General features: G+C 46.2%; 18 protein-coding genes. 3 read left to right on the top strand and 15 right to left on the bottom strand.

Going from position 1 to position 24,355, the window contains the following annotated elements:
* Nucleotides 1–53 precede the first annotated feature (53 nt).
* The 5 genes from C7R91_RS07705 to C7R91_RS07725 all read right to left on the bottom strand — a co-directional run bounded on the left by C7R91_RS07705 (nt 54) and on the right by C7R91_RS07725 (nt 7,371).
* Entirely contained in the window at nt 54–3,965 is a 3,912-nt protein-coding gene (locus C7R91_RS07705) for an ABC transporter permease (protein WP_236697861.1), read from the bottom strand.
* A gap of 92 nt (nt 3,966–4,057) precedes the next feature.
* The gene (locus tag C7R91_RS07710) at nt 4,058–4,942 is read right to left on the bottom strand and encodes an S-layer homology domain-containing protein (RefSeq protein ID WP_047069867.1); all 885 of its coding nucleotides are present in this window, start codon (nt 4,940–4,942) and stop codon (nt 4,058–4,060) included.
* 36 nt (nt 4,943–4,978) lie between these two features.
* Nucleotides 4,979–5,368 (bottom strand): thioredoxin family protein, encoded by a 390-nt coding sequence (locus C7R91_RS07715; protein ID WP_047069868.1) that lies wholly within the window; start codon nt 5,366–5,368, stop codon nt 4,979–4,981.
* Nucleotides 5,369–5,552: 184 nt separating this feature from the next.
* Entirely contained in the window at nt 5,553–6,083 is a 531-nt protein-coding gene (locus tag C7R91_RS07720; protein ID WP_047069870.1) for a YwgA family protein, read from the bottom strand.
* Nucleotides 6,076–7,371 (bottom strand): HD domain-containing protein, encoded by a 1,296-nt coding sequence (locus C7R91_RS07725; RefSeq protein WP_047069872.1) that lies wholly within the window; start codon nt 7,369–7,371, stop codon nt 6,076–6,078. Before C7R91_RS07725 ends, C7R91_RS07720 begins: the two co-directional genes overlap by 8 nt.
* Before the next feature lie 198 nt (nt 7,372–7,569).
* Between C7R91_RS07725 and C7R91_RS07730 the strand changes: the two genes are divergently transcribed.
* Nucleotides 7,570–8,421, top strand: coding sequence for a CPBP family intramembrane glutamic endopeptidase (locus C7R91_RS07730; protein ID WP_047069873.1), 852 nt, complete (start codon nt 7,570–7,572; stop codon nt 8,419–8,421).
* A 58-nt stretch (nt 8,422–8,479) separates the two neighbouring features.
* On the opposite strand, the gene C7R91_RS07735 is transcribed toward C7R91_RS07730, so the two are convergent.
* The 7 genes from C7R91_RS07735 to C7R91_RS07765 form a co-directional block, all read right to left on the bottom strand.
* A complete protein-coding gene (locus C7R91_RS07735) occupies nt 8,480–11,590 on the bottom strand; it encodes an efflux RND transporter permease subunit (RefSeq protein WP_047069875.1) in 3,111 nt (1,036 codons plus the stop codon).
* Complete coding sequence (locus tag C7R91_RS07740; protein WP_047069876.1) at nt 11,587–12,819, bottom strand: efflux RND transporter periplasmic adaptor subunit; 1,233 nt, start codon at nt 12,817–12,819, stop codon at nt 11,587–11,589. Before C7R91_RS07740 ends, C7R91_RS07735 begins: the two co-directional genes overlap by 4 nt.
* A gap of 31 nt (nt 12,820–12,850) precedes the next feature.
* Nucleotides 12,851–13,477: a TetR/AcrR family transcriptional regulator gene (locus C7R91_RS07745; protein WP_047069878.1), complete on the bottom strand. Its 627-nt coding sequence runs from the start codon at nt 13,475–13,477 to the stop codon at nt 12,851–12,853.
* A gap of 126 nt (nt 13,478–13,603) precedes the next feature.
* The gene (locus tag C7R91_RS07750; protein WP_047069879.1) at nt 13,604–14,332 is read right to left on the bottom strand and encodes a bactofilin family protein; all 729 of its coding nucleotides are present in this window, start codon (nt 14,330–14,332) and stop codon (nt 13,604–13,606) included.
* Nucleotides 14,333–14,346: 14 nt separating this feature from the next.
* Nucleotides 14,347–14,970, bottom strand: coding sequence for a YhbD family protein (locus C7R91_RS07755; protein WP_047069880.1), 624 nt, complete (start codon nt 14,968–14,970; stop codon nt 14,347–14,349).
* Between the two features lie 123 nt (nt 14,971–15,093).
* Nucleotides 15,094–16,026, bottom strand: coding sequence for an RluA family pseudouridine synthase (locus C7R91_RS07760; protein ID WP_047070327.1), 933 nt, complete (start codon nt 16,024–16,026; stop codon nt 15,094–15,096).
* Between the two features lie 565 nt (nt 16,027–16,591).
* A complete protein-coding gene (locus C7R91_RS07765; RefSeq protein WP_047069881.1) occupies nt 16,592–17,704 on the bottom strand; it encodes an aminopeptidase in 1,113 nt (370 codons plus the stop codon).
* Between the two features lie 566 nt (nt 17,705–18,270).
* Between C7R91_RS07765 and C7R91_RS07770 the strand changes: the two genes are divergently transcribed.
* Complete coding sequence (locus C7R91_RS07770) at nt 18,271–19,509, top strand: MDR family MFS transporter (protein WP_047070328.1); 1,239 nt, start codon at nt 18,271–18,273, stop codon at nt 19,507–19,509.
* A gap of 143 nt (nt 19,510–19,652) precedes the next feature.
* Here the strand turns inward: C7R91_RS07770 and C7R91_RS07775 are convergent, their stop codons facing one another.
* From C7R91_RS07775 to C7R91_RS07785, 3 genes are all read right to left on the bottom strand, one after another.
* Nucleotides 19,653–21,479, bottom strand: coding sequence for a polysaccharide deacetylase family protein (locus C7R91_RS07775; RefSeq protein ID WP_052773394.1), 1,827 nt, complete (start codon nt 21,477–21,479; stop codon nt 19,653–19,655).
* 195 nt (nt 21,480–21,674) lie between these two features.
* Complete coding sequence (locus C7R91_RS07780) at nt 21,675–22,901, bottom strand: DUF4179 domain-containing protein (RefSeq protein ID WP_047069882.1); 1,227 nt, start codon at nt 22,899–22,901, stop codon at nt 21,675–21,677.
* Nucleotides 22,876–23,469 (bottom strand): RNA polymerase sigma factor, encoded by a 594-nt coding sequence (locus C7R91_RS07785; RefSeq protein WP_236697862.1) that lies wholly within the window; start codon nt 23,467–23,469, stop codon nt 22,876–22,878. The genes C7R91_RS07780 and C7R91_RS07785 overlap by 26 nt, the downstream gene beginning before the upstream one ends.
* A gap of 233 nt (nt 23,470–23,702) precedes the next feature.
* Between C7R91_RS07785 and C7R91_RS07790 the strand changes: the two genes are divergently transcribed.
* Nucleotides 23,703–24,350: a hypothetical protein gene (locus C7R91_RS07790; RefSeq protein WP_047069883.1), complete on the top strand. Its 648-nt coding sequence runs from the start codon at nt 23,703–23,705 to the stop codon at nt 24,348–24,350.
* Nucleotides 24,351–24,355 lie beyond the last annotated feature (5 nt).

A 24,355-nucleotide genomic window follows, 5' to 3' on the forward strand; every position in this document is an offset into this window, starting at 1 on the left:
ATCCTTTTTCTAGCTTTACTGTAGAAAAAGAAAGAGAGGGGGTGCAAATATTTTTACTGAGTCGTATGGTTGCGGATTCCTTGTCGTTCCCATGCATTTGCAATGATACGGAAGGGTAGCTGATAATCTTTAAGTTCGTGCCCTTGCCCTAAAGCTTTATTTTGATAGGGAAAGCCCTTGTTCACGTCAAAACGAAAGGAAACGGAGTAATAGACTGCGTAGCTCGCATCCTTTTGAAAACCATGCTGTTTATTCCCCATCAAAGGCGTATCTACTCCTACTTCACGAGCTCCTAGCTTGGAAGCGGAATAGGAGGGGCCTCTCCAGAGCTGCGGAGTCGCTTGTTGCAAGGCTAACAACGACTGTAACGGCGTTTGGCGCAAGCCAGCTTCTGAAATCCAAGCCCGGGCAGATGTCACGACAGGAAACTGGTTGCTTACAGGATGACGGTGTCGATCCTGCAACTCCACTTGTGTCAAGATGCGCTCTCCCGCGTAGTAATCATTTGGCTGGCTGTTTGGATACCGATCCCTGGCATGATACGCTGTCCATTCGGCTGTATGGCGAATAGAGCCTGTTGCATTAGGCTCAAATACTTCAAAGGAGCGCTCTCCCCCTTTTACCGTAATGGTATAGCGTCCTTTCATCGTTTTGGATATATTCTGTGGTTCACACTCCTCTTCATCTTCGTCGTTCACAGCACAGCTCTCGTAGGACAGTTCAAAATCGACCTGATAATCCATCACGATGACAAAGCCGTTGATTTCTGCTTTATACTTTTGCGATTGGAGCACTTGGCGCCAAGTCGTCTGCGTGGGGACAGTGGTTCCTGTGTATACGACCTCTGTGCCTGTAGACGCACTGCTTACCTGCCATTGCATCGGCGCTCCGGGGCCTTTCAGCTTCAGATCAAGCTGTGGTGGTGTATAAACCGCCATGCTCTTGGCATCTGAAATCCACCCTGGATTCGCAGTTACAGTTACGTTTTTGATAGTGTCCCCGCTAACTGAACTCTCCAATTGCGCTTTAAATTTCTTGATTTTCTGATTGATCTCCTGTTCTGTTTTTTGGAAGCCTTCGTTTATTTTCGACTGATCAATGATCACGCGAATCGTAGCAGGCTCACGTTCCCACACGCCATCTGCATGTAGCGGCAGTTTTTGTAGCTGTCGACCATCACTGTCATAAATCTCTAAACCAATTTCACCGCCATCAAAATCGCCTCCACCACCAGGCGGCTCAGGAACTTCTCCACCGACAATTTTCACTGGCCAGACCGCACGATTGTCCGTCCAGATCGTCTCGTTTTCCGGCATGGATTTCGCAGGGTTGATATGGGCAATAAAATCCTCGGATTTTTGCGGATACTTCGTCGGAACCGTAATCTTACGCACCTCACCCGGCTTGAATTCATTCACGTCCAAGCGAGTTTCCTTATCTGAGCTCGCCCAGCGAACAGCCAATTTCGTATCATGCGTTAATTTCCCGGCATTCTTTACGCTGAATGTAATCGTCGCGTCGGTTCCAGCGGCTTGAGGGCTCTTCGGATCAATTTGAAAGCTCGATTTCACAATAAGCAAATTCTCTCCTTCCGGTTTTGGAGCGCCTTTGCCGATTTGCACAAAAAAATGACCGTCGCAGCCGTCACTCTGGGTTGAGTAAAATTGCACCTTGTACAGCCCTTCTAAAAGAAGCCCATTTTCGTCCTTCGGGAAATACACCCAGTGGCTATTTGTGGAGGTGTTTGAACTATCGAGTGCCTTTCCGTTTCGCTTTCTTTCCCAGGAGCCAGACGCGGGATCAAACCATCTCATCGAAAAGTGACTATCATCCGACAAAAACATCCGAAACCGATGCTTGTCTGGAATCTCATCTGCTGCTATTTCAATGGTTTCACCACGTTGAATATCCTTGCTCCACTTTTGGTTGTTTCGATCGATTTCTACTGAAGCTAGAATATCCCAGCATTTTTGGTCAGATTCAATGGTGAATCGCACTTCACCAGTGCAGCCCGTCTCGGACTCGAACAGCAGCACGATTTCATCGCCAACATCTACGCTTGCCGGCAACATGAGCCTGAATGACTCGTTCGCCGCAAGCTTGTCGGTTAACGCTGTTTTTCCTTCGGGACTATTCCAATACCAAGTACCAGATACCTTTGAGGAAAACGATAGATTGGTGTCGTATTGATCTCCAGCCTCCGTAAAGTACTTGATGTATACAGGGTCTTTCAATGTAAATCCTGAGCTGACTGATCCATTCATGCTTTCCCCTTCAGGAGAAAATGGCAGAGGTGGTTTGCTATGTACCAAAAATGAAACCTTTTTTTGATCTGCGATGGAGCAGAAAGCATCTTTTACGACGATCGTTATTTCCCAATTGCATTCAGGTCGTTCTCTCCACTTTGTCCCATCAAAGTTTAGCTTCAGTTTGTACGTTTTTCCTCGCTCGAATGGAAAATAGTACGGGTTATGAACATTTTCGTACGGAAGCTTTAAACTGGAGGAATCATAGGGTCCCCATCTGCCATTGTCATTTTCCTTGACTGGCAAGGTATAGATTTTTCCGTTGGGAAGGGATACATCCCACTTAAGCGATGCCTCCGAGCTATCTCCGTATTTGGTTGTGTATTTGGCTCGGAACGTAAGCGTATCGAACGGCATAATCTCAATGGTTTGACCGTTTCTGACTGAAGACGCCGCCAGCGTAACGATGGGGCATGAGTCTTCACCAGCTGGCGACTCCACCCTAAAATATTTCTCCCAGCACTCTGTTCCATCATCACTGATGTAGACGACCTTTACCCGTCCAGAGCTACCGATGCTTCCTGTCCCGACTTTCCTGTTGCCATTCGCTCCAGGCTTCATGTCATAATCATTCATCGTGAATTTACCTGGCTTATTGGCATAGAGGGTGATATCGGCATTTTTTTCGACAGCGAAATCAGAACCACCGCTTGCAACAGCATGGTGGTCTTTAATATCCTTGTCGCCAACGACTTGAATGTTCAGTTTGGTTTTTGTTGATCCGATTGAACAGGCTGGACCTGGGTCAGGCTTTTCGGGATCAGGTTTTTCCGGTGGGGTTACATCACCCACTGTGAAGTGTGCCGTGTAAGGTGTCGAAACGCTTATGCTGCTCGATCCTTGGCGGCTTCTTTTATGCAGGTCAGTGATTGTTAGCGATACTTCATACAAGCCTGGCTCGGTAGGCTTATATTCGGTATTTTTATAGCTCCACTTGTAGCCTGGGGGACTGCTTGTCTCGTTTACCGTGGGAACGGCTGTACTGGGATCGTTGAATGGTCGATTAGACAGGAGGCTTTTGTATCCACGCCCTGTTGTCTTGTTGATCACGCTTAAAGACCATACAAAAATGCCGCGGTCATAGTAAGAAAAGTCCGTGGCATTTGCATGGATCTCAACTGTTTCGTTGAGGTTGTATTTGGTTTTGTTGGTGGTTATGCTGCCGCTGGGTTGTGGGGTGGTTCGAACATGTCCTATAGATATATATCCACCATTGCTATTCGGGACAAGGTTGTCTCCTATGGTATAACCTGCACCACCTGATGCGGTAGCTAATTCTGCAAGATTGTAAGCTTGGTATGGTTCGCTTTCATAATTAGTTTCATTAGTTACTTTTTTACTGTACACATTAGCAGACCCACCGAGAATAAAGTTGGGATTTCCACCAAATTGTTTGATCCAATAAGAAGCCTCGGACTCATCTACGAAGTACCACCCTTTATCTGCATTTTCATCTACATCAGAAAATAACAATACTTGCTGTCCATCAATACTTCGATCAACCTCTATTTGGGCTATTGACGCCCCTAGCCTCCCAGGTATCGTTTGGATATAAACTGTGTCGAAGCCGTTTATGGGCGCAAGACGCTTGTAGGAATCAATACTCGCGATTTTGATTCCATGTAAATTGAGTGCAGCTTCAGTAGTCGATGGATGCATACCGATCAATCCTATCAAAAGGCAGAAAGAGAGCACAGAAAAAAGAACTTTTCTGTGCTTGTACATTTTATTATTCATATTAGTACCCTCAACTAGTGATAGAATTTTTGTGTTCGATTTTCACGGCCAAGCTTAGGGAGTTTGGGATACCAATACCCCCCCGCTATTCCAGAGTCTTTCGAGTTAGTCACTTGGAAGGAAAGAGATTTCACAGTATTGACAGAAACTGAGAACGACTCATTATTTAAAAATCCATTTCTTCCATCACCAATAGTGATAAACATTGCTCTAATCAAAAAGTTACCGTCCCCTTTAGGGACTTTTCCTGTAATCTTTCCATTTGCCACTTTCAAGCTTTTATGAAATTCATCTGCATATTTTCTCCCTTGCTCGATCTGCCATTTATCCTGCCACATAAATTGTAAAATTTCGGCAGCATCACTTCGAAGCACTGGCAAATCCTCGCGGAACTTTGGCTGTCCACTTGGTCCTGGCTTCATCCATCCCCAGGTAACCAACGCACCGGTATTAGTTAGATTCGGGCTTTTTTCACCTCGATATGGCTTCCACGTATTAAAAACAAGTAATGCTGTTTCTTCTTTTGTCAGTAAACGGTTCGGATCAATCTTCACATTTTCCAAAATCCCCGCCTTCTGCGCCTTCTCATAGCTCATCTTCGCCCAGTGCCCTGCTGGGAGCTGTGTTACGGGTGCTACCTCCTTCAATCCACGAATGGCTACTAAACTCGCGATGAACTGCCCTTGCGTGATTTGACTATTCGGATAAAAGTTCCCCTTGCTATCCAGCCATAAGTATTTCTTCTGTACACCGAAATCAATGGCTGCCTTTGCTGTATGGGAAGCGTAATCCTTCTCTGGCGAAGCAGCTTGTACGGTAGGACTGTCCGCTACTCCAGTAAACCCTGCCATTGCAAGGACAGTTGCTAGTAGGTATGACATCATTGCACGTTTGTTCATGGAATGACCCCCTCTTTACCGGATATTTTACCTATATTATCCATTTTTAGAAAGAGTCTGATTTAGGTTCCTTTGCAAAAAGCTTCGCAACGTATTCTCAGGTACCGACCCTTCCAGCTTGTCGACCACCTTACCTTGTTCGACGACAAAAACAGTGGGGGTTGCCTCTGCCCCGAGGCGCGACGCTTCTTCCAGCTCTTTCTGCTCATGGATATCCAGTCGTTGGATCATTTCCGGTGGATACTCCTTCACGACTCTCTCAAATATCGGGCCAAACTCCGTACAATACACGCAGCTATCACTATAGACGTACACCACTCTTACTTCATGTGCACGGGCTGTACCCCACGCACTTATACCAACGGCAAGCATAACAACACCGAGCGCGATCCACAGCCACCATTGCTTGCTTCTACTCACGTCCATCTCCCTTTCGCTAAGCAAAATGTTTCATACTTATGCACTTGTCAAAGAACGATGCCTCTATTTTGCAGCCCAGGGCTGAGACAAAAAAAAGCCAGCCCCATTGGACTGGCTGACATGCATAAAAAAAAGACGTACCACAACTCTTGCAAGTTCGTACGCCGTGCTTGTCCTTGTATGTTGTTCCTTATTGCATAAGTGAATTGCCGCCGTCTTCCTTCATCAGCGCACGCAGCTCTTCAATAAACGCCTGTCCTTTTTGAATCTCTTCCTCAGTGTAGCGCTGCTTGCTCTTAAACGTAAAGATTTTGCCCTTCATTTCCTCATAAGGCAGGTGGCTGAAATACAGAATCGTAGAAACCAGCTCGAGAAAACGGGAATTCTCCTCGTTCATTCGCAAAATTGCGCGTTCTCCACTCCCGAAGTCAACCTCATGAAACTTGAGAAAATCATGACCGGTTTCGTTCAAAGAGTAACGATACATATGAATAGCACCTTTACTCTCCATTTGCTCATCCAGAAGTCCCATGTTGCACAGCTCATCTACTCTGAGCGTCAGTTCTTCCGAATATGGACCGTACATGTGAAACTCGTAGCGCTCATCGAAATCCATCTCCAGATGTTTTCCTATGTACACCATCTTTTGTAATTTTTTTCGCCCGCTCACTTCGCCGACTATCTCAATCAGGCGTATGATCTTGGCGTGACGATTAAGCATCCTCCATCACTCCCAGACGTTCTCGAATCTTACGGGAGAGATCCCCCGGCAAGTCCATGACTTTATCCAATGGAAAGTACAGCTTGTAATCAAAGCGCCGCTTTCCGCTAATGGCCTGTACAATTTCTGACTTCTGTGACAGCTCGACAAGTTCTCCTGAAGGCATTTGGAGCATAATCGGAATGCGCTCCTCTTCTTCTCCGGCACGGTAAAAATCATACGGAAGATCGGAGGTTGTGTCTACCTCCAAATAATACATCGGATCAATTCCGGCAGATTGAAATAGTTCTTTTAGTTCAGACAGCAAGCGGAAATCCCTCGGATTATATTCGACGTATTTAAAGAGATTCCTGTCCAAAAAACGGGCGCACAAATCTTTCAAGACAGGGTCTTGCTCTCTGCGCCAGAGCTGCATATAGAAAAGAATAATGGACTCATCAAGCGCCAAATAGTCAGCGAGCTCTACCTTTTCCTGCAAGAAAGGCAAGAGCATAACAGGCTCCTGCATGAACGGATAGCCTTGGGAGAACAAGAGCTTCGCCCGTTGAAAAATTTTGCACAAGATTACTTCCGCACTTCGTGTCACGGGATGGAAATAGACCTGCCAGTACATTTGATAGCGAGACATGATGTAGTCTTCGACAGCATGCATCCCGCTGAATTTAAAGACAATGCCATCCTCCTGCGGCCGCATGACACGCAAGATACGCTCAATCTCGAAATTGCCGTAATTGACGCCCGTATAGTAGGCATCACGCAGCAGGTAATCCATCCGATCGGCATCGAGCTGGCTGGAGATGAGGCTTACGATCAGTTTATTGTCATATGTCTTATTAATCACTTCTGCCAATTTTTTCGGGAAGCTATCATCAAACCGACGAAGTATGCGGTTTATTTGCGTATCTCCAAGCAAAATGGCGCGCGTCCAATCCTCGTGGTGGTACTTGAACACCTTTTCAAACGAATGGGAAAACGGACCGTGGCCCACATCATGGAGCAAAGCCGCACATAGACACAGCAGCTTTTCCTCGTACGTCAATTGAATACGGCCTTCGAACGTCTCCAAAATTCTGCGCATCAGTTCATACACGCCAAGCGAGTGGTTAAAGCGGCTATGCTCTCCACCGTGAAACGTAAAAAAGCTGGTGCCCAGTTGCTTGACTCTGCGCAAACGTTGGAATTCTGCCGAGTTGATCAAATCCCAAATGAATTTGTCCCGCACGTGGACGTAGCGGTGAACAGGGTCTTTGAATACCTTTTCTTCATGAAGAAGCTGGGGCTGTTGCATCCTGGACACTCCCTTCCTGTACTGCTTTCTATCTATTACTGACAGTGAATTTTGATTCTATCATATCATACGTCCGATACCATTTCTTGCTTAATCAAACTCTTACAAAAATCTGAAGAATGCCATTTCCATCTAGACCGAGTAAAAGGCATGTAGGATTATATAGAAAAAAATGGTTGGATTGAGAGGTTTTCGCAAGTGTGGACAAATACATTTCGTTACATGACCAAAAACCCGCTTTTACTCCTTTTATTGATGATTATGCTCTTTCTGCCCTTGTTCGCCTCCTGGGGACAGTTTCTCTCCTCAGGTTTTTTAGGACAAACTGTTTCCGTATCTCTGCTATTCTGGCCGAAAACCGATTGGAAGGTAGCAGTCCCGCTTCCTGGCTGGCTCATTTTTGGTGTTATCTCGCTGATTTACGCTTGCGGTATCTTATGGCTTGTACGAAAGAAAAAATTGGGACAAGCATTTCTGTTCATCCTTGTCGGTCTCTTATTGGCAAAAGCGGCCGGAGCCGCCTTTCAGACGATTAGCGGATGGTATAGCACACAGCCAATCGGTGCACAGTCACTCTCTGGCAAAGCGAATCTGCTTGTGTTTGCCACCTGGCATAATCCTTTGTGGGAGGAGCTCGTCTTTCGCGGCATCCCGTTTCTCTTGCTAACACTCATCTATCGAAGAAACACAGACCTGCCCACTGGTGCGCGATGGATATATCTACTCATTCCTTCGATGATTTTCGCCTACTATCACGTACCTGGGCATGGTCTAGGAGCTTTTTTTGAATCGTTTCTCATTGGTGTTTTGTGGGCATGGGCAGCACTTCGCTGGGGATTGTTAGCTCCGATCGTCCTGCACATTTATGCAGACGCGATGATCATCCCCTCTCTCCCCAAAATGAAAAACATGCCTCTGGAGGAGATTCCCTGGCTGGTCAACCAAAGCATGCTGTTACAGTCGATTTGGGCTTTATGTGTACTCGTTTTTCTCATACTGGTCCTTGCTCTTTTGATTATCGGCTGGCGAAAAGCAAGAACCGCTTACTAAAAAACAGCGACAAACTCCCGAAAGAAATGAATCGGAGAGTTTGCCGCTGTTGCATGCCTTATAATGTCTCTGCCTCAGGCCCATACAAATCCGGGCGCTTCGCGGCTTTTTTCGCCAGCTTTTTGGTCTTGTGTTGCGTCAGAACCGTATAAAAGGACGGTACGACGATCAAGGTCAAAAGCGTCGAGAACGCCAAGCCGGAAATAATGGTGACCGCAAGCGGTTTGAACAAAACGTCACCCGAAATAGCTAGCGGCATCATTCCTGCAATCGCTGTAAGCGAGGTCAAAAGAATTGGCCGCAGCCGTGCCTCACACGCAGAAATAACCGCCTGCTTCAGCTCCATGCCTGTATGACGTGCCTCCTCGATGAACTCGATCAAAACGATCCCGTTACGCACCACGATGCCCGCCAACGCAATAATCCCCATCATTGTCATAAAGCCAAGTGGTGTCTGGGTCACGAACAATCCGATCAAGCTCCCCGATACAGCGAGGTAAATCGTACTGGTAACCAGTACAGGGATCGTCAAGGAATAGAATTGCATCGCGATCAAAATCAGGATCAGGAAAACGACAAGAATCGAGAGTTTGCCCATGTCGATAAAAATATCGGTCTGCTCGGAAGTCTCGCCGCCAATCTCATAGCGGTATCCTTCAGGCAAGGACATGCTATCGAGCATTGGCTTGATCTCTGCCATTACTTCTGTAGCCGTTCTCCCTTTCAGATCACTGGTAACTGTCACGCTCCGCGACAAATCGCGATGCGGGATCGTCTGAGTACTGAAAGTCGGTTTTACTTCCGCGAGCTGTGACAACGGAATCAGCTCTCCACGGGCATTGGCGATACTGAGTCGTTGGAACAGCAATGCAGGGTCTTCCCCGCCTTTTTGCAAGAACAGCTTCATATCTATCAGGTCTGAGCCCGTATCAAACTCACTGACGGTAATGCCTTCGCTCACCAGACGCAATGTCGTGGACAAGTCGGTGTAGTTGACGAGCTTTTGCTCCATCAGCTCTTTATTGACGACAAATTCCAAGGTGTAGCGTTCTACCCCGAAATCGTCTTGGACATTGTACGTTCCCTCTAATCCGGCAACCTTTTCTTTTGCTTGTGCAGAAAGAGAGCGCAGCGTCTCAATATCCTCTCCATACAAACGAATCACAACTGGTTTTCCGACCGGGGGACCTGCCTCCAGCTGTTTCAGAAGGATACTCGCTTCCGGATACAGCTTTTTGAATTCCTCCGCCCATGGCTCCAGCAGGTTCTCGAGATGGGTCTCTTTTTCATTATAACGAACCACTAGCTGTCCGACGGTAATGCCGCTTCCGGCAGCTGTATCTCCACCGAACATTTTCGGTGCACTGCCTCCCGCGTATGCAGATACTGACTCGATGCCAGGCTGCTTCAACACCCAGTCTGCCGTCCCACGCACCACTCGGTCTGTTTCTTCCAGACTGTTGCCCACAGGGAGACGGATATCGATGAGAAACTGCGGGCGATCATCGTTCGGAAACAATTCCACCGGAGTGAGCGGTATCAATCCATATGCTGCCGTTCCAATCAATACGCCAATCATTCCTGCCAAAAGCGGTCGCTTCAAAATTTTCGGCATGAACTTGCTCGCATACCACTTGGTCAGCTGCAACAATTGTTTCCCCAACAGTCCAGCGGGCTTGCGATACCCTTCTACACCAGCCTTTCTACGTTGCTCATACCATTGGCGAAAGATCGGGATGATCGTGAGCGACATGACCATCGACGCCAGCATCGTCATCGAAATAATGACAGGAACCGGACGAATGAACTGTCCGACGTTTCCACTAAGAAACATCAACGGAGCAAACGACGCAATCGTAGCCAGCGTAGCGGTCGTGATCGATATCGATACTTCCTTGGCGCCATTAACCGCCGCAGTAATCGGTTTTTCCCCCAGGACAGACAGTCGCCGCTCGATATTGTCATTGACCACCACGGCGTCATCGACCAAGATCCCGAGCACAATGATCAAGGACACGATCGAGATCATGTTGAGTGAAATACCCAGAGATGGCAGGAACATAAGCCCCACAGCCAAGGAAATCGGAATCGCCATCGCTACTACCAACGATGTGATCAGGTTCAATCCGAGCGCACACACCACCAAAACTGCGACGATGGCAATCATCATTTCCCGGGTCAGGTCGCTAAAAAGCTCATCCACGCGTTCATTTTGACTGTAGATCGAGTGTCTCTCGGCCCCTGCCGGAAGTGTTTTATCCAGAGTCACCATCATCTCGTCAACGCGCTTCTGCAAGGACGGCACATCACTTCCCGTCTCTGCATTGACGCTGATCGTGATCGAAGGCTTTCCATTGAAATACGAGGTTGTTTTCACTGTCTCCGTCGTCATTTTGACCGATCCGATGTCCTTCAGATAGATCGGGAAGCCCTCTTTTGAACGGGAGATAATGACCTTGTTCAGTTCTTCGACATCTGTATTTTCCGGCAGCTTGAGCTGGTAGGTCCGTTTTTCTGTGGTCAGGTCGCCAAGCGGGATTTTTTCATTTTCCTTTTTGACAGCCATCATCACCTGACTCCACGTGATCCCGTACTGGCTCAGCTTTTGCGTATCAACCTCGATGTGGACTTCCTGCTCCGGTAGACCTTCCACCAGTACATCCGCTACATTTGGAATGGTGCGCAGCTGTTCCTTCCACGATTTCAGCATGGTGCGCATGCTGTACAATTCCTCACGCGTGTCAACGGTGACCGCAAACGATTGGACAAACGTACGGTTCAAATCATCATTGATGATCGGTTGTTTCGCATCGGCTGGCAGATCAGCCTCTGCGTCCTTTACCTTCTTCCGCAATTCATCCCATTTTTGCTTCGGGTCTACGTCACTCTTTGCTTCCACCATGATAAAAGAGACTCCGAGGGAAGATGAGGATGATATATAGTTAAGTCCCTGCAATTCATTGATTTTTTCTTCCAGCTTTTTCGTAACAGCCTGCTCGACCTTTTCCGGCGAAGCTCCTGGATAAACCGTCGTGATCGTCGCCATGTTCACGATAATATCCGGCATCTCTTGCTTGGGCAGCTGAAAAAAGCTGAGGGAGCCTACAAGTACAATCATGCTGAAAAAAAGGAGCGTAATTTTGCGCTTTTGTACGATGTACTTGATCACGGTTGTGTACCTCCTGCCGCCTCGATTGGGTCACCGTCAAACAAACGGTCCACCCCTTTGACGATCAGTTGGTCTCCTTCCTTTAGTCCGCTCTTGATCTCGAGCTTGTCACTTACAATCTGCCCGATGGCTACGCTTGTTTTGACAGCCTTACCGCCTGCATTGACGAAGACATGCGCGTCATCTTTTCCTCTGCTGATGACGGCTTCTACTGGTACGTAGACCCCTTCCTGCCCCGTTACCGTTTTGGTCGCTTTCACCACCTGACCAGCAAACCAGTCACGAGCTTGGTTGGCGACTTGGACCTCTACGCCAATCGTTCCGGTATTTTGGTTCGTGGCAGGAAATATTTTTGCCACTTTGCCATCCCGTTTTTGTCCATACAGGTCTAAGGAGATCGTCTCGCCAACTTTCCATGCAGAAATCTCACGGTCAGGAACGGGCAATACGACTTTTAATGTGTCGATGTTGCCGACTTGATAGACAGGGGTACCTGAACCGACCAAATTGCCCGCAGACGAGAGCTTGGCGATGATCGTCCCGTTAATCGGCGAACGAAGCTGCGTTTTGGCAAGTGTATTGGCTGCCACTTCTTTGGCGATAACCGTCTGATTGTATACAGCCTGCGTTAACTGTTTGTCTTCCGCACGAGCCCCTTGAGTAACCAGTGAATAAGACTGCTGTGCATTTTGCAAATCCTTTTGCGCAATCGTCAGTCCATTTTGTGCACTTTCATACTCGCTTTTGGAAATGGCGTTTTGCTGGTAGAGCTTTTCAATCCGATTGAAATCATCCTGCATCTTTTGTAGTCCTACTGTTGCCTTCTCCACAAGCAAACGCGCCTGCGTCACTTCTTGCTCTCTCGCGCCATTGTTTACCTTGCTAAGATTTGCCGCACTCTGCTGCACGGCAGCGCTGGAAGAAGCAACCTGCAGCGAGTAATCTGTGGCGTTCACACGGGCAAGCACATCTCCCGCTTTGACCATGTCTCCTTCTTTTCGGTTCATCTCCACAATACGACCGCCTACTTCAAAAGAGATGAGTGCTTCCTCCAAAGGAGCCAGCGTACCAGACAACTCCGTAACGGTAACAGCCTGCTCCTTCTTCACTGGTGCAACGACGACATGCTTCACTTCCTTCTGGGGTGCCGAAGCAGGCTGTTGTTCGCTGCAAGCCGTTGTTGCCAATAGTCCGATCATCATTACAGATACAAGCCATCTTCTCTTCATGACTTCCTCCGCCCCTATGTAGCTATGCTGTTTATTTGAGTCCGCTGATGCCTTGTAGCAAAATTTCAGAAGCATTTTCAAAAAGCTCTTCTTCTACCATTTCGAGATCGAGATTGACCCGATACTTCGCCATAAAGGCGTAGAAAAAAGTGGAGACGAACATAAGAGCTGCCGTGAACGGGTCCGCCTTTGGCAAATGCCCTTGTTCCTGAAACGCTAGGAGCTTATTGGACAATACCTGGACTGCGGTCATCGGCAGGCTGCTGAACATCTGCACGACTTCCGGGTGGTTATCCGCTTCAATCATGCAGATCATGAAAATTTCTTTGCGCTCGACCAATAAGCCGTAATACGTACGTGCGTAGCTGACCAGCATTTCCTTGAGGTCAGCAAACTCGCCTTGCAACCCTTGCTCCAGCTGCTCCCGGACATCCATGATTTCTTTCAGGAGCTCTGTCAAGATGCCTACCTTGTTCTTGAAGTGACGAAATACCGTCACCTCATTAACCCCTGCAAGCTCAGAAATCTTGCGTGTAGTCGCTCCCTTGTATCCCTTTTGTGCCATTAGCTGACGTGCGGCCAATAAAATTCGCTCACGGGTTTCCTGTTCCTCTTCGCCTCTCCCCCCCAGCTTCTGTTCTATATCTGGGTGATCCATAACGCACCTCCGTACCAAGCAAGTAATTACTTGCATCTCATTTTTTTCCAAACTCATTATATAAAGGGACTGCATGCATGTAAATACTTGCATGCAGTTTGGAATGTTTATTTTTCCTTGTCAGCCTTATCGTTGTGTCAGCGTCTTAATCTGTGAGCTCGGGTCCTGCTTGCATTCTGTGCTGTATTCGACCAGGTCAATTTCGCAGTCTGGCCCAATCTCGATCTTGTTGCCGCGAACGACCTTGGCCTTTGTGTTTTCCAGATAGATCTCGTCACCTTCAATCGTCTCTACGGACAAGGTATTGTTGAGAAAATGCTTCAACAACTTGCCCAAAGTGCTATACCCGGTTCGGCGCACCTCGATATGTTCTCCGCCCATTTCTTTTGCCTCGCAGCTACCATGCAGAATTACCTCGATTCGCCCTGCATTCAGAAGCCCCCCGATACTAAACGCACCGTTTGCCCGGAACACTTCGGCTTCACAATCCCCTGCTGCTTTCAATGATCCGTGAATCTTTACATCCTCTCCTGCCATATTGCCCTGTACTTTGACATTGCCACCGACTTTTAGACTTGTAAAATTCAAATCATCCGCAACATCAAGCTGACCGTATACAGATAACTTATCCATTTTCACTTTGCCTCTAATTGACGCGTTGCCTTCTACTCTTGCCGAAGAACCAATGAGATCTCCCGTGATACTGACATGTCCCGCACAATGAAGCGACTCGCACTCTACATCGCCATTAATCTTGCCGTAACCTTGGACATCTACTTTGTTGTACACGCCACCCGTAGCATTCACTGCCCCATGAAAGATCAAATCTAGCTTGTTCTTATTCTCGTTCTGCATGGTATGGTCTCCCCCTACAAATATTTTCCTTTTAATTCCTCGATACAATTGGCTAGATCGAGCCGCTTCACTACCTTTACACCGCTATCAAAATACATTTCAGTAGAGCCAGACACCAACACGAACGTGGAAATCCCCATCTTGCGCATAAAGATCAGCTCACAAGGCTTCCCTTCGAATTTGGGATAGTGGCTAGCCAGTACCTGCAGCAATCCGCCGCCTTCATCTACACTTAAGTCTCCGGCGGCCAAAAGCTTTTCTAACACATAGGCGTATAATGCCTGCTGGAAGGTAAAGGTCCGTAAGCTCCCGAGAAAAACGTTAAACACTTCTAAAGAAGTGGATGAAACAATGTTTCGTGCCAATAATTCATCTGCGGTCAACGAAATTCCACTCATACTTGGTGAAAACATGTCCGCCAGTTCATCCAGCGATAAGTCGTCTTTCATGTTCAGGATCTTGTCGATACGAGCCAAAATCTGTTCCCTCGGGAAAAAGGTTTCTTGCCCTGTAAAAGTTGCTCGGCGAATGAACCACTCCTCCGGAATCAGGTTCTTTCGTTTCCATCGGTACAATTGTCCGTACGAAATGCCAGTAAGCTCCAGCAGGTCCTTCTTCGAGATTACATTTGTTTCCAATTGAAGCACCTCCAAAAACAATGTAACATAACACTGTTACGTTATTCAACTACAGATTGTTTGACTCTGAGGACTTTTGCACATAAAAAAGGACTTCTGCCATAGAAGTCCTTCTGTCCGTTCTTATGAAAACTCTGCTTGCATCAAGCGTTTCATATCTGATGGTATCGGTGCCTCGACCACAATCTCTTTTTCGAGAAGCGGATGTAAAAAGGATAATTTCGAAGCATGCAGAGCCTGTCGGCGTAACAAACCTCTCACTCCCCCGTACATCGTATCGCCAGCAAGCGGGTGTCCAAGGTGGGCAAAGTGAACGCGAATTTGATGGGTACGACCCGTTTCCAGCCAGACGCGAGCAAGCGTCATTCCCTCAGAAGTCTGTTCTACCTCGTAATGCGTGATGGCAGGATCGCCACTCTCCACGACACGGCGCTTCGTAGGATGACGCGCATCTCGGCCGATTGGCGCATCAATTGTTCTAGCTCCCTCTGACAGCACCCCACTGGCAACCGCAAGATACTCGCGGTGAATGCCCCCTTCGCGCAGCAGCCTGTCAGCCAATTGATGACCATAGCTGCTCTTGGCTACGAGAATAGCTCCTGATGTATCTTTATCCAGCCGATGCACAGGATGTACGCTCGTCTGCTCACCACGTGCCGCCAGTACGGCAGCGAGTGCATGTACCAATGTGTCGGTCTCCTGTTTAATCGGGTGCACCATCATGCCTGCCGGTTTGTTTGCTATCAAAAGATGATCGTCTTCGTACAAAATTTCGATAGAGGGCATAGGTGTGATCGGTCCCTCAGGCTTCGTAGCGTGCTGGGGCTGCCTAGGCGCTTGCTCTTGTCTCTCGATGACACGAACAGCGATTGTATCCCCTGCCTTTACTTGTCTTTGCAGGAAGGGCTGCTTGCGATTGAGCAAAATCCCTTTACTTCTCGTCAGCCGCTGCATCATACGACCCGACACGTTAAGCTTTTGCCGGACGATTTGTTCCACGTTCATTCCCGTGTCTTGTTCACTGACGATGTATTCGATCCAATCTTTGCGGCTCACGTCTAATCCCTCTGTTCCATGCTTTTTTCTTATTGTAGCAAAAGGATGCTTGAGATGCTCGTCTGTACTGCTCAAAGACGGTTATCCTCCAACTGTTGTGGTCGGGGGAAGCCCTGCCACATGTCTTCCAGTCGCCTGTATCCTCTCTTCGCTCGGGCGGTCTCCTTCCAGACATTTGACAGTGCTTGCGTACAGCTTGTGTTTACTTCATGTTTTTAGAGCGTTTCGGTTGTTATAACAAGGGAGTTTTAGAACTTTCATCAGAATGAATCACCTCTCAAGAAGTTAAACATCAGCTCCGTAGGAAGAAGTGCATTTCCAGTCCAAGCGCCTCTGGAGCCCATCTTAGCGTAGGAATAAATGGCGGGGAATTTCAGCTTCATTTATGAAAACCCTCCTCGAAAAGTCTACGTTTGAAGCGCTCCCGCTATTTATTCCGGAGCGAACAGTCAATCCCCCTTGCAGGGCGTAGGCCGAAGCGTAGACTGGAAATGTGCTTCTTCCCTCACCAATAGCTACGTAAAAAAAGCCACCATGCTAAGCATGATGACCCTGTTGTACCGACTTACCCTTTTAAATTTTCCGGATTGAGTCCTTGCAGCTCTGGCAAAACGAACAAACCGTCTTTGCGAATCAGCACATCATCAAACCAGATTTCGCCGCCGCCGTACTCGGGACGCTGGATGTTTACCATATCCCAGTGAATTTGGCTGCGGTTGCCGTTATCTGCGGTGTCGTATGCACGGCCCGGTGTGAAGTGGAAGCTGCCGGCAATTTTCTCATCGAACAAGATATCATTCATTGGATGCAGGATGTACGGATGTACGCCAATCGCGAATTCCCCAATGTAGCGCGCACCTTCGTCCGTATCGAAAATTTGGTTGAGTCTTTCGGTGTTGTTAGAAGTCGCCTCGACGATTTTTCCGTCTACAAACTTCAGACATACATTTTCGAATTTCGTGCCCATGTAGCTTGTTGCGGTGTTGTACGTAATGGTTCCATTCACGGAGTCGCGTACAGGTGCTGTAAAAATCTCACCGTCTGGAATATTGCGCAGCCCGGAGCAGATGACACTCGGAATGCCTTTGATCGAGAATTGAAGATCCGTTCCCGGTCCAACCAGACGCACCTTGTCCGTGCGATCCATCAATTGCTGCAAAGGCAAAAAGGCTTCGTGCATCTTTTTATAGTCAACGGAACATACGTCAAAATAAAAATCTTCAAAAGCGACGGTAGACATGTTGGCATTTTGCGCCAAAGCCGTGGTCGGGTAGTTGAGCAGTGTCCAGCGTACATTGTTGGTCAGGTAATCATGCAATTCTTGCATCGCACTTTGATGCGCACGACGACGCTCTACCGGAACATCGGCCATCTCACTGTCGTTGGATGGACCATTGATGACGATATATGTATCCAAATCTTTGTACATTGGCTCTTCCCATTTCGCCAAATGAGTCGCACGCTCTGCACTTGCACCGAGCATCAGCTCACGTTGGATAGACGGGTCAATAATCCGTACGAACGGATAAGCTCCCAAGTCGTACGCCTGCCTAACCAATTCCTTCGCCAAATCGTGACCCTCGCCACGAACTTCAATCAGCAAGCTTTCTTTTTCCTTCAGGCGTACAGAATGGCTCAGCAAATTTGTAGCCAGCTTGACGATGCGTACATCCCGCATGCGATATCCCCCACATTCCTAGCATGATTTAGTGTTGTAAAAAATATTTTACCGAATGAAAGACCCTTTTTCAATTATCGATGTTCTTGGTACTATTCAAAAAAAACCAAAAAATTATCTTGCATAAATTCGACTCTTTCGAGTATTCTAATCAACAAGAGTTTACCTATGTAAAAAATTTGAAAGACGGGAGTGCTGAGTTCATGGTGTTTTCTGTAGTTATCTTCGCTTAGGTGGGGCCTCTCTTAAGGGGCACTGCCTCTTACAACCCTATCAAAAGCTAGAAGCTGCAGGATGCCTGAACCGCTTCCGTCTTTTTCCCGATATGAATTGCGGGCCATGTTCTCGGGTGAACAGTCGGTTTACTGTACCTAAAACCATAGGTAGGTAACCGTCTCTCTTTTGTACTCCGTTGAACCGGTTATTTCCCGCCACCCTTGTATCGTTTGATAAAGCGCAAGCGGAAGAGCAGTGTCTCTACCCCGTTTGTGCTTTTTTACGTGGAATTTTTCCAAGAAGAGAATCGAGGTCAGGCACCTGCCGAAATGAATGGAGGAATTCGTGTCATGATTTGGCGTTCGTGGGATCTTAATTTGAAGGTACGTCTCTTTGGTGAATTGATTACTCACACCTTCTTTTGGATGTACTTTCCGTTTATGGCGATTTACTTTAGCGATACGTTCGGGAAGGATGTAGCGGGTCTTCTGTTGATGGTGCCGCCGCTGCTCGGGATGCTGTCCAATCTGTTTGGCGGATATCTGGCTGACCGGGTAGGGCGCAGATTCACCATGCTGCTCTCGCTCTGTACATCGACGGTGATGTTCGCGCTGTTTGCGTTCTCTCCGTCTCCTTGGATCGACTATATTGCCTTCATCGGGATCGGAATCGCTGGGGCTCTCTACTGGCCTGCCAGCTCCGCCATGGTGGCTGATTTGACCACAGAAGAAGATCGCAGAATTGTTTTTGCCACCTTTTACACAGCGATGAACATCGGGGTGGTCGCGGGTCCCGTATTGGGTTCTGTCTTTTTTGTTCATTATCGCCCGCAGCTGTTGATGTTCTGTACCATCGTTGAGTTGCTTTTTGCGATTACCGTCTTTTTTCTGATCAAAGAAACGCTGCCTGAACACGTTCGTCAGGAGAAGGCAAAGGAGCGTTTTTCCCTGATTCAGCAATTCAAGAGTTACGCCATTATTTTCCGAGACAAAGCATTTGCCCTGTACATTGGGGCAGGGATTTTGATCGCCATTGGGTTCATGCAGTTGGATATTTACATGGCGTTGTATGTCAAAGAGCATGTTATGCAGCAACCATTATTCTCGTGGGGCAATTGGACTTATTCTATTGGGGGAACCAGCGCATTTGGCTGGCTCATGGCCTTAAATGGTTTTTTGGTGGTTCTGTTTACACTGCCAGTCACACGCTGGTTCGAAAACTGGAGTGATCGCAACAGCCTCGTCATCTCCTCCATCCTATTCGGTGTCGGTCTGTTCTTGATGGCCTTTACGACGAATATTTGGCTCCTGTTCGGCTGTATGGCGATTTTGACATTCGGCGAGCTGATGCGCACACCAGTGGCCCAGAGCTTCATCAGTAAATACTCGCCGGAGGACGCACGCGGTCAGTACATGGGAGCTTCTTCACTCCAGTTCTCGATTGGTCGCTTCATCGCTCCCCTGACGATCGGTCTATCCCAATGGCTCGCTCCTGTTGGCGTATTCGGTGTCATCCTGGGCTTAACGCTCGTCAGTGCTTATTTGTATATCATTTTGTTCCGGATGATTGGTGCTAGCGAAGGTAGCTAAGGTTCCGGCCACATAAGGGCTACTCCCCAAGACTTTGTTTATATGAAAAAAACCCCTTCAACTTAAAATTGAGGGGGTTTTTGAGAACTATTTTTTCTCTTTCATAGTCAATAAAACGCCAGAGAAATGAAGGCGGAGTCCATCTAACCTTCAAGTAAACGAACCAAGTCTTTGCTGGTTAAATCCGGGCCAGCATTGATTCGCTTCATCGCATATAGAGTTTGTGGTTGCCCTTTTTTTATCGTATTGACTCCCTTTTTCGTAGATAAAGTTACTTTGTAGCCTAATTCCGCCAAAAATTGTTCGGAAAGAAAGCTGTATTCACCCATTGGATATGTAAAGCAGACCACTTTATTGCCTACATTATTTTCAATTAAGTATTGATTCTTACGAATATCCTCGACGAACTCTCTGTAATAAGTTCCGCTCCTTTCGTCTGTTTTCTGTAAAACCCCTCGTCTATATGGATACTCCTTTTCATTCGTATTATGCAAATCATAGGTGTGATTCTGAATATCAAAAACGCCAGACTGGTACATTTCCCTTGCCTGTTCCCAGGAAAAGTGAGGAATAATACTTTTTTCTGTGTTTTTATATTTGTTTTTCCCAACAGACCAACCAATGATGGAAACCGTTGCTTTCATTCCGAGCTCTTTTAAGATGGGATAAGCATATTGATAATTGCTTAGATACCCATCATCAAAAGTGACAGCGACTGGCTTCTCCGGCAGTTCATTTCTGCTTTCGACATAATCAACCATATCTTTAATAAATATCGTTTGATAGCCATTACGCTTTAATTCAAGCATATCATTTCTAAATTTGACCAACGTGATGGTAGAGGCATTCTCCAGTTTACTATCCGTCACAATATGATGATATGTAATAATAGGTATTTTTTTCTCCTCAATAACTGAAGTCGCCAAATGAGACGGTTTCGTAAATACCTTCTTACTATGCTCCTCGACATTCTGAGCGGTCGTATAATGTCCAAAATTTTTCGGTATGAACACATCCTTGTCACCGAACATGTATCCCACCATCATTTGACCAACGCTTTTTCTGTAATTCGTAGGGTTGTAAAAATAGCGTGGATCCAGACTTACGCAAGTGTATCCAGAGAAATCCCAAAAGTCAGTTATCTGAGCAATCCTCCTCCAATAATTTTGTAAACTTTCCAATCCAAATTGATCGACTTCTCTATAATAAGTGGGTGCGGTAACAACCTCCAAATGAATCCCCCTTGCCTCGCACTGCTCCTTGATTCGTTTAAGTGAGGCAACGATTTGATCTATGTTTGCGGTTGACAGGTTAGTCAAAGGCTTTATAAATTGGGGATTCTGAACCAAATAATTCTCTAGGTCATCCGTATTCGTAGAACTATGTACGAGAAAAGACCTTAGTGTGCTTTCATCCTCAACAGTACGTGTATTCTTTTTATACCATTCTTCCAGTTTCTGAAGTCCCCATTTTGGATTCAACATGAGAAACTCCAAATAAAACAACCCAAGAGAATCACCTGAAACTTTGGGATGGAGTCTCTCTTTCACGTTAGAAGAATGATCCTGATGTTGGACTAATTCTGACAGACCAATATGCAGAATCACATTTTCTACATGATAGTTCCTAACAAGATAAAAGAATGTTTTTTCGTAGTCGCGAATATTATTTGAACTTATCGGGATTCCGTAAAATTTTGCACCTTCATAAAAATGATTTAACATTTCAGGCGATAATGAACTGGATTGAGAACCACCTATGATATAAGAATTGTATTTATCGTGGTTTTGATCTAGATATTGAATATTATAAATATTCGGATTATTTTCTTTGTTATGCGGATACATTCTCAAAAACGTATCCCCAAAGACACCAAATGGATCAACAACATAGTTAAAGAGAAACAAAAACGAAGAAAGAGTCATCATAGCCATGATGAAACGTTTTATTATCCATGTATTGCACTTCATTTCACACCTCATAATTTGATAGCATTACAAGTTGATTGTCTAATTGAGGCACTACGTTTTACATGAGCAAGCGTAGTTTTAAAACATACTTTGCTTACGCTCACTCGTGTAAAACAAAGCTAGTTCCCTTTGAGACTTAACTCGTTAACATCTTTCAACCATTGGATTGATTTCTTCGAAGAGACCTGGAAATTTTTATTTGAGAATAGGTATCGTCATTTCCAACTCTTTAATATAGGCTTTGACAGGTTGTCCATTATTGTCATACAAAAACTCACCACTCGATTTGCTTTTATCTTTTAAAACATAGATATACGGTTTCAATGTGATAGATTTTGGAATCTCTTTAAATGGCTCATACGTCAAATCGTAGTAGGCATAACCTTCACGTATTTCATCATGACCAAAACCACTCACTTTTCCCACAGGGTTTCCTTGATCATCAATTAGATCATAATCTAATCCTGGGAATTTTGACTGCAAATTGGTTTTATTCACAAGTCCCTTATCCGCTCTGTATTTCTTCGGAATGTCCTCGGAAGTTCCATCTACTGCAATCGCCAATCGTGTTGTTATGGGAGTAAGTTCAGCTTTTTCCAACGTGATGCGTAAATGTTCAAACTCTTTGGTCATAGCTGTTGACAGAACGATATTGTCCTTTGTGTTTTTCTTAACGGGAATCTTTATGTTAAATGGTTCTTTTACCTTACTAAGTGTCAGTCTGATTGTTATGTCAAAATCATTGGGAAGGGCTGAATCTCCTAACCCGTTGTTAGATAGATCAGAAAACATAAGAATGGCCGAATTCTTGTCAGCACCAGGAGCAATCACAGGCTTTATCCGACGAGCTAAAGTGTCGTTTGTTGCATGCAGAGGCTTTCCATTGAATAACAGCTCGACCTGCTGTATGGTTCCTTTCGCGCTTTCAGATTCGGATGTCGCTGTGCCATCTTCGTTCACTTTCATGCCGTTCAGATAGCTTGTCATGTTCGGTGCGTCGCGGTAGACTGCCATAGCGAAGCGTGTCCCGTCATTGATCACCTCTGGTATGCTTAAAGTAATACCATCGTGTGTATCGCTTTGATTCACTTTCGTTGCCAATCCTTTCTCATCTGCGGTCCGCAGTCCCATATCGCCAGCCAATTTGAAAATACTGTTTACTACTCCTATCTTTTTCAACGATTCAGCCATGACAGGAGAAAAGAAACTGCTACCAATGACGAAGACTCCTACAGTTGCTGCTGAAAAAGTAGCAATCGCTGCTTTTTTCATAAAAGGACTTTTGTTTTTCTTTATGGCTCCGGCTTCCAAACGTCCGATAATTTCGTTGCTAAAACTATTCACTGGCATCTCGATTGTTTGAATGATATCCCGAATGTTCTCTAATTCTGGTGTTTCAGTTCGAACTAGCAATTTCTTCATGCCCAATACCCCTTTCTTGATTTTTTTGGTGAAGTAGTTTCTTTCGAAGCCGTTCAAACTTCTTGCGCAGCGTTGTAGAATTGCAACTCATAATTTCAGCCATTTCTTCGAACGTATATTGTTCGACCACTTTTAGTAGCAGGATATTTCTTTCTTCCCGATTCAAGGATGAAAGAAGCTCATCAACAAGCGTATATTGATTGAGCCTGAAATGAGAGCGAGTCTGCAGCTCCATGTAAAGAGATACGACTTTTTGCCAGCGGCTTTGCTTTCTGATCTGATCCAAGCAGTGGTGGTACGCAATTTTATAAAGCCACGCCGAGAAGGACAATCGATTCTCATAACGTTCTATGTCTTGATAAGCTTTGATGAATATCTCCTGAACCGCGTCCTTTGCTTCTTCACGATTTTTTAGGATGCAGTAACAGTAGGTATAGATCTTCTTCTCGAATTTTTGAATAACAACACTATATTTTTGAATATGTCCGGATTTTACCTGATCTATAATTGACTCGATCCCTTGTTGTCCTTTGTTTACGCCTATTTTTCCGTAGTTTGGCTGTTTCAAAGATTTCCCTCCTTTTTGCCGGGTACATAAGTAAAACGAATAAAGAGACCCATTTCGTGACAGGGGCTAAAAGTTTCTTCAATTTCCTTTCTGCGGACGAGGTGTTAAACGCTAGGGAATCTGAACTGACGAAAAGAATCAGGGCCACGATTATCTCTGAGTTATCACGTTCTGCCAACTCCCCTCCTTACATATAAATGGGTCATAGAAAAGCTTGGCCAGGAGGGATTGACATGGATCAGCCAATTGCCTTTGCTACATTCAGAGAAAAAAATGGAGTCGTCTACCGTACTTCCACCTACCTTCAATGGGGACCTGATTCAGAGGGCCATCATTCTCTAGGGAGCTGTCTTTTACTGAATCCTGGCAGCGCAAAGCTCTTTCGTGAAAGACCTGCATCCCACCACAGTATTATGGGTCAAACCACGATCGATCCCACGATGCGGCAATTGATCCGGCTAGTAGAGAAGATTCATGGAAAGCGGCCATTGGCAGGGAGATTTCATATTTACAACCTTTTTTCCGTACAAAACACCGCTGCCGTAAGTGCCATCTCTCATTTTGAGCAATTGATTAAAGAAAAAGAGACGACGCTCGAGGCTCAACTCGTATCTACGCAGGAACTGCAAAAGCATCCGTGGATCCTGCTCGGTTGGGGGCTTTCCCACCACCATTCGTGGCAGCATTTTTCTTCGCTCAAGAAACTGTGGAAACAACGGATCGCAGCAGCAGGAATACCGACTTTTGGCAAGCCCTGCCCCAAAGGAATCGATTACTACCACCCAAGTCCCCCTCTACATGCGGCGAAAGAAATGATCGCGGAGGAACTGGTGGAGATCTATAGGAAAACGATTGGGCGAGAGTCTGCCCATCCGCATTAAAAAAG

It is taken from the genome of Brevibacillus formosus, from assembly GCF_003013405.1.
Lineage (GTDB): Bacteria > Bacillota > Bacilli > Brevibacillales > Brevibacillaceae > Brevibacillus > Brevibacillus formosus.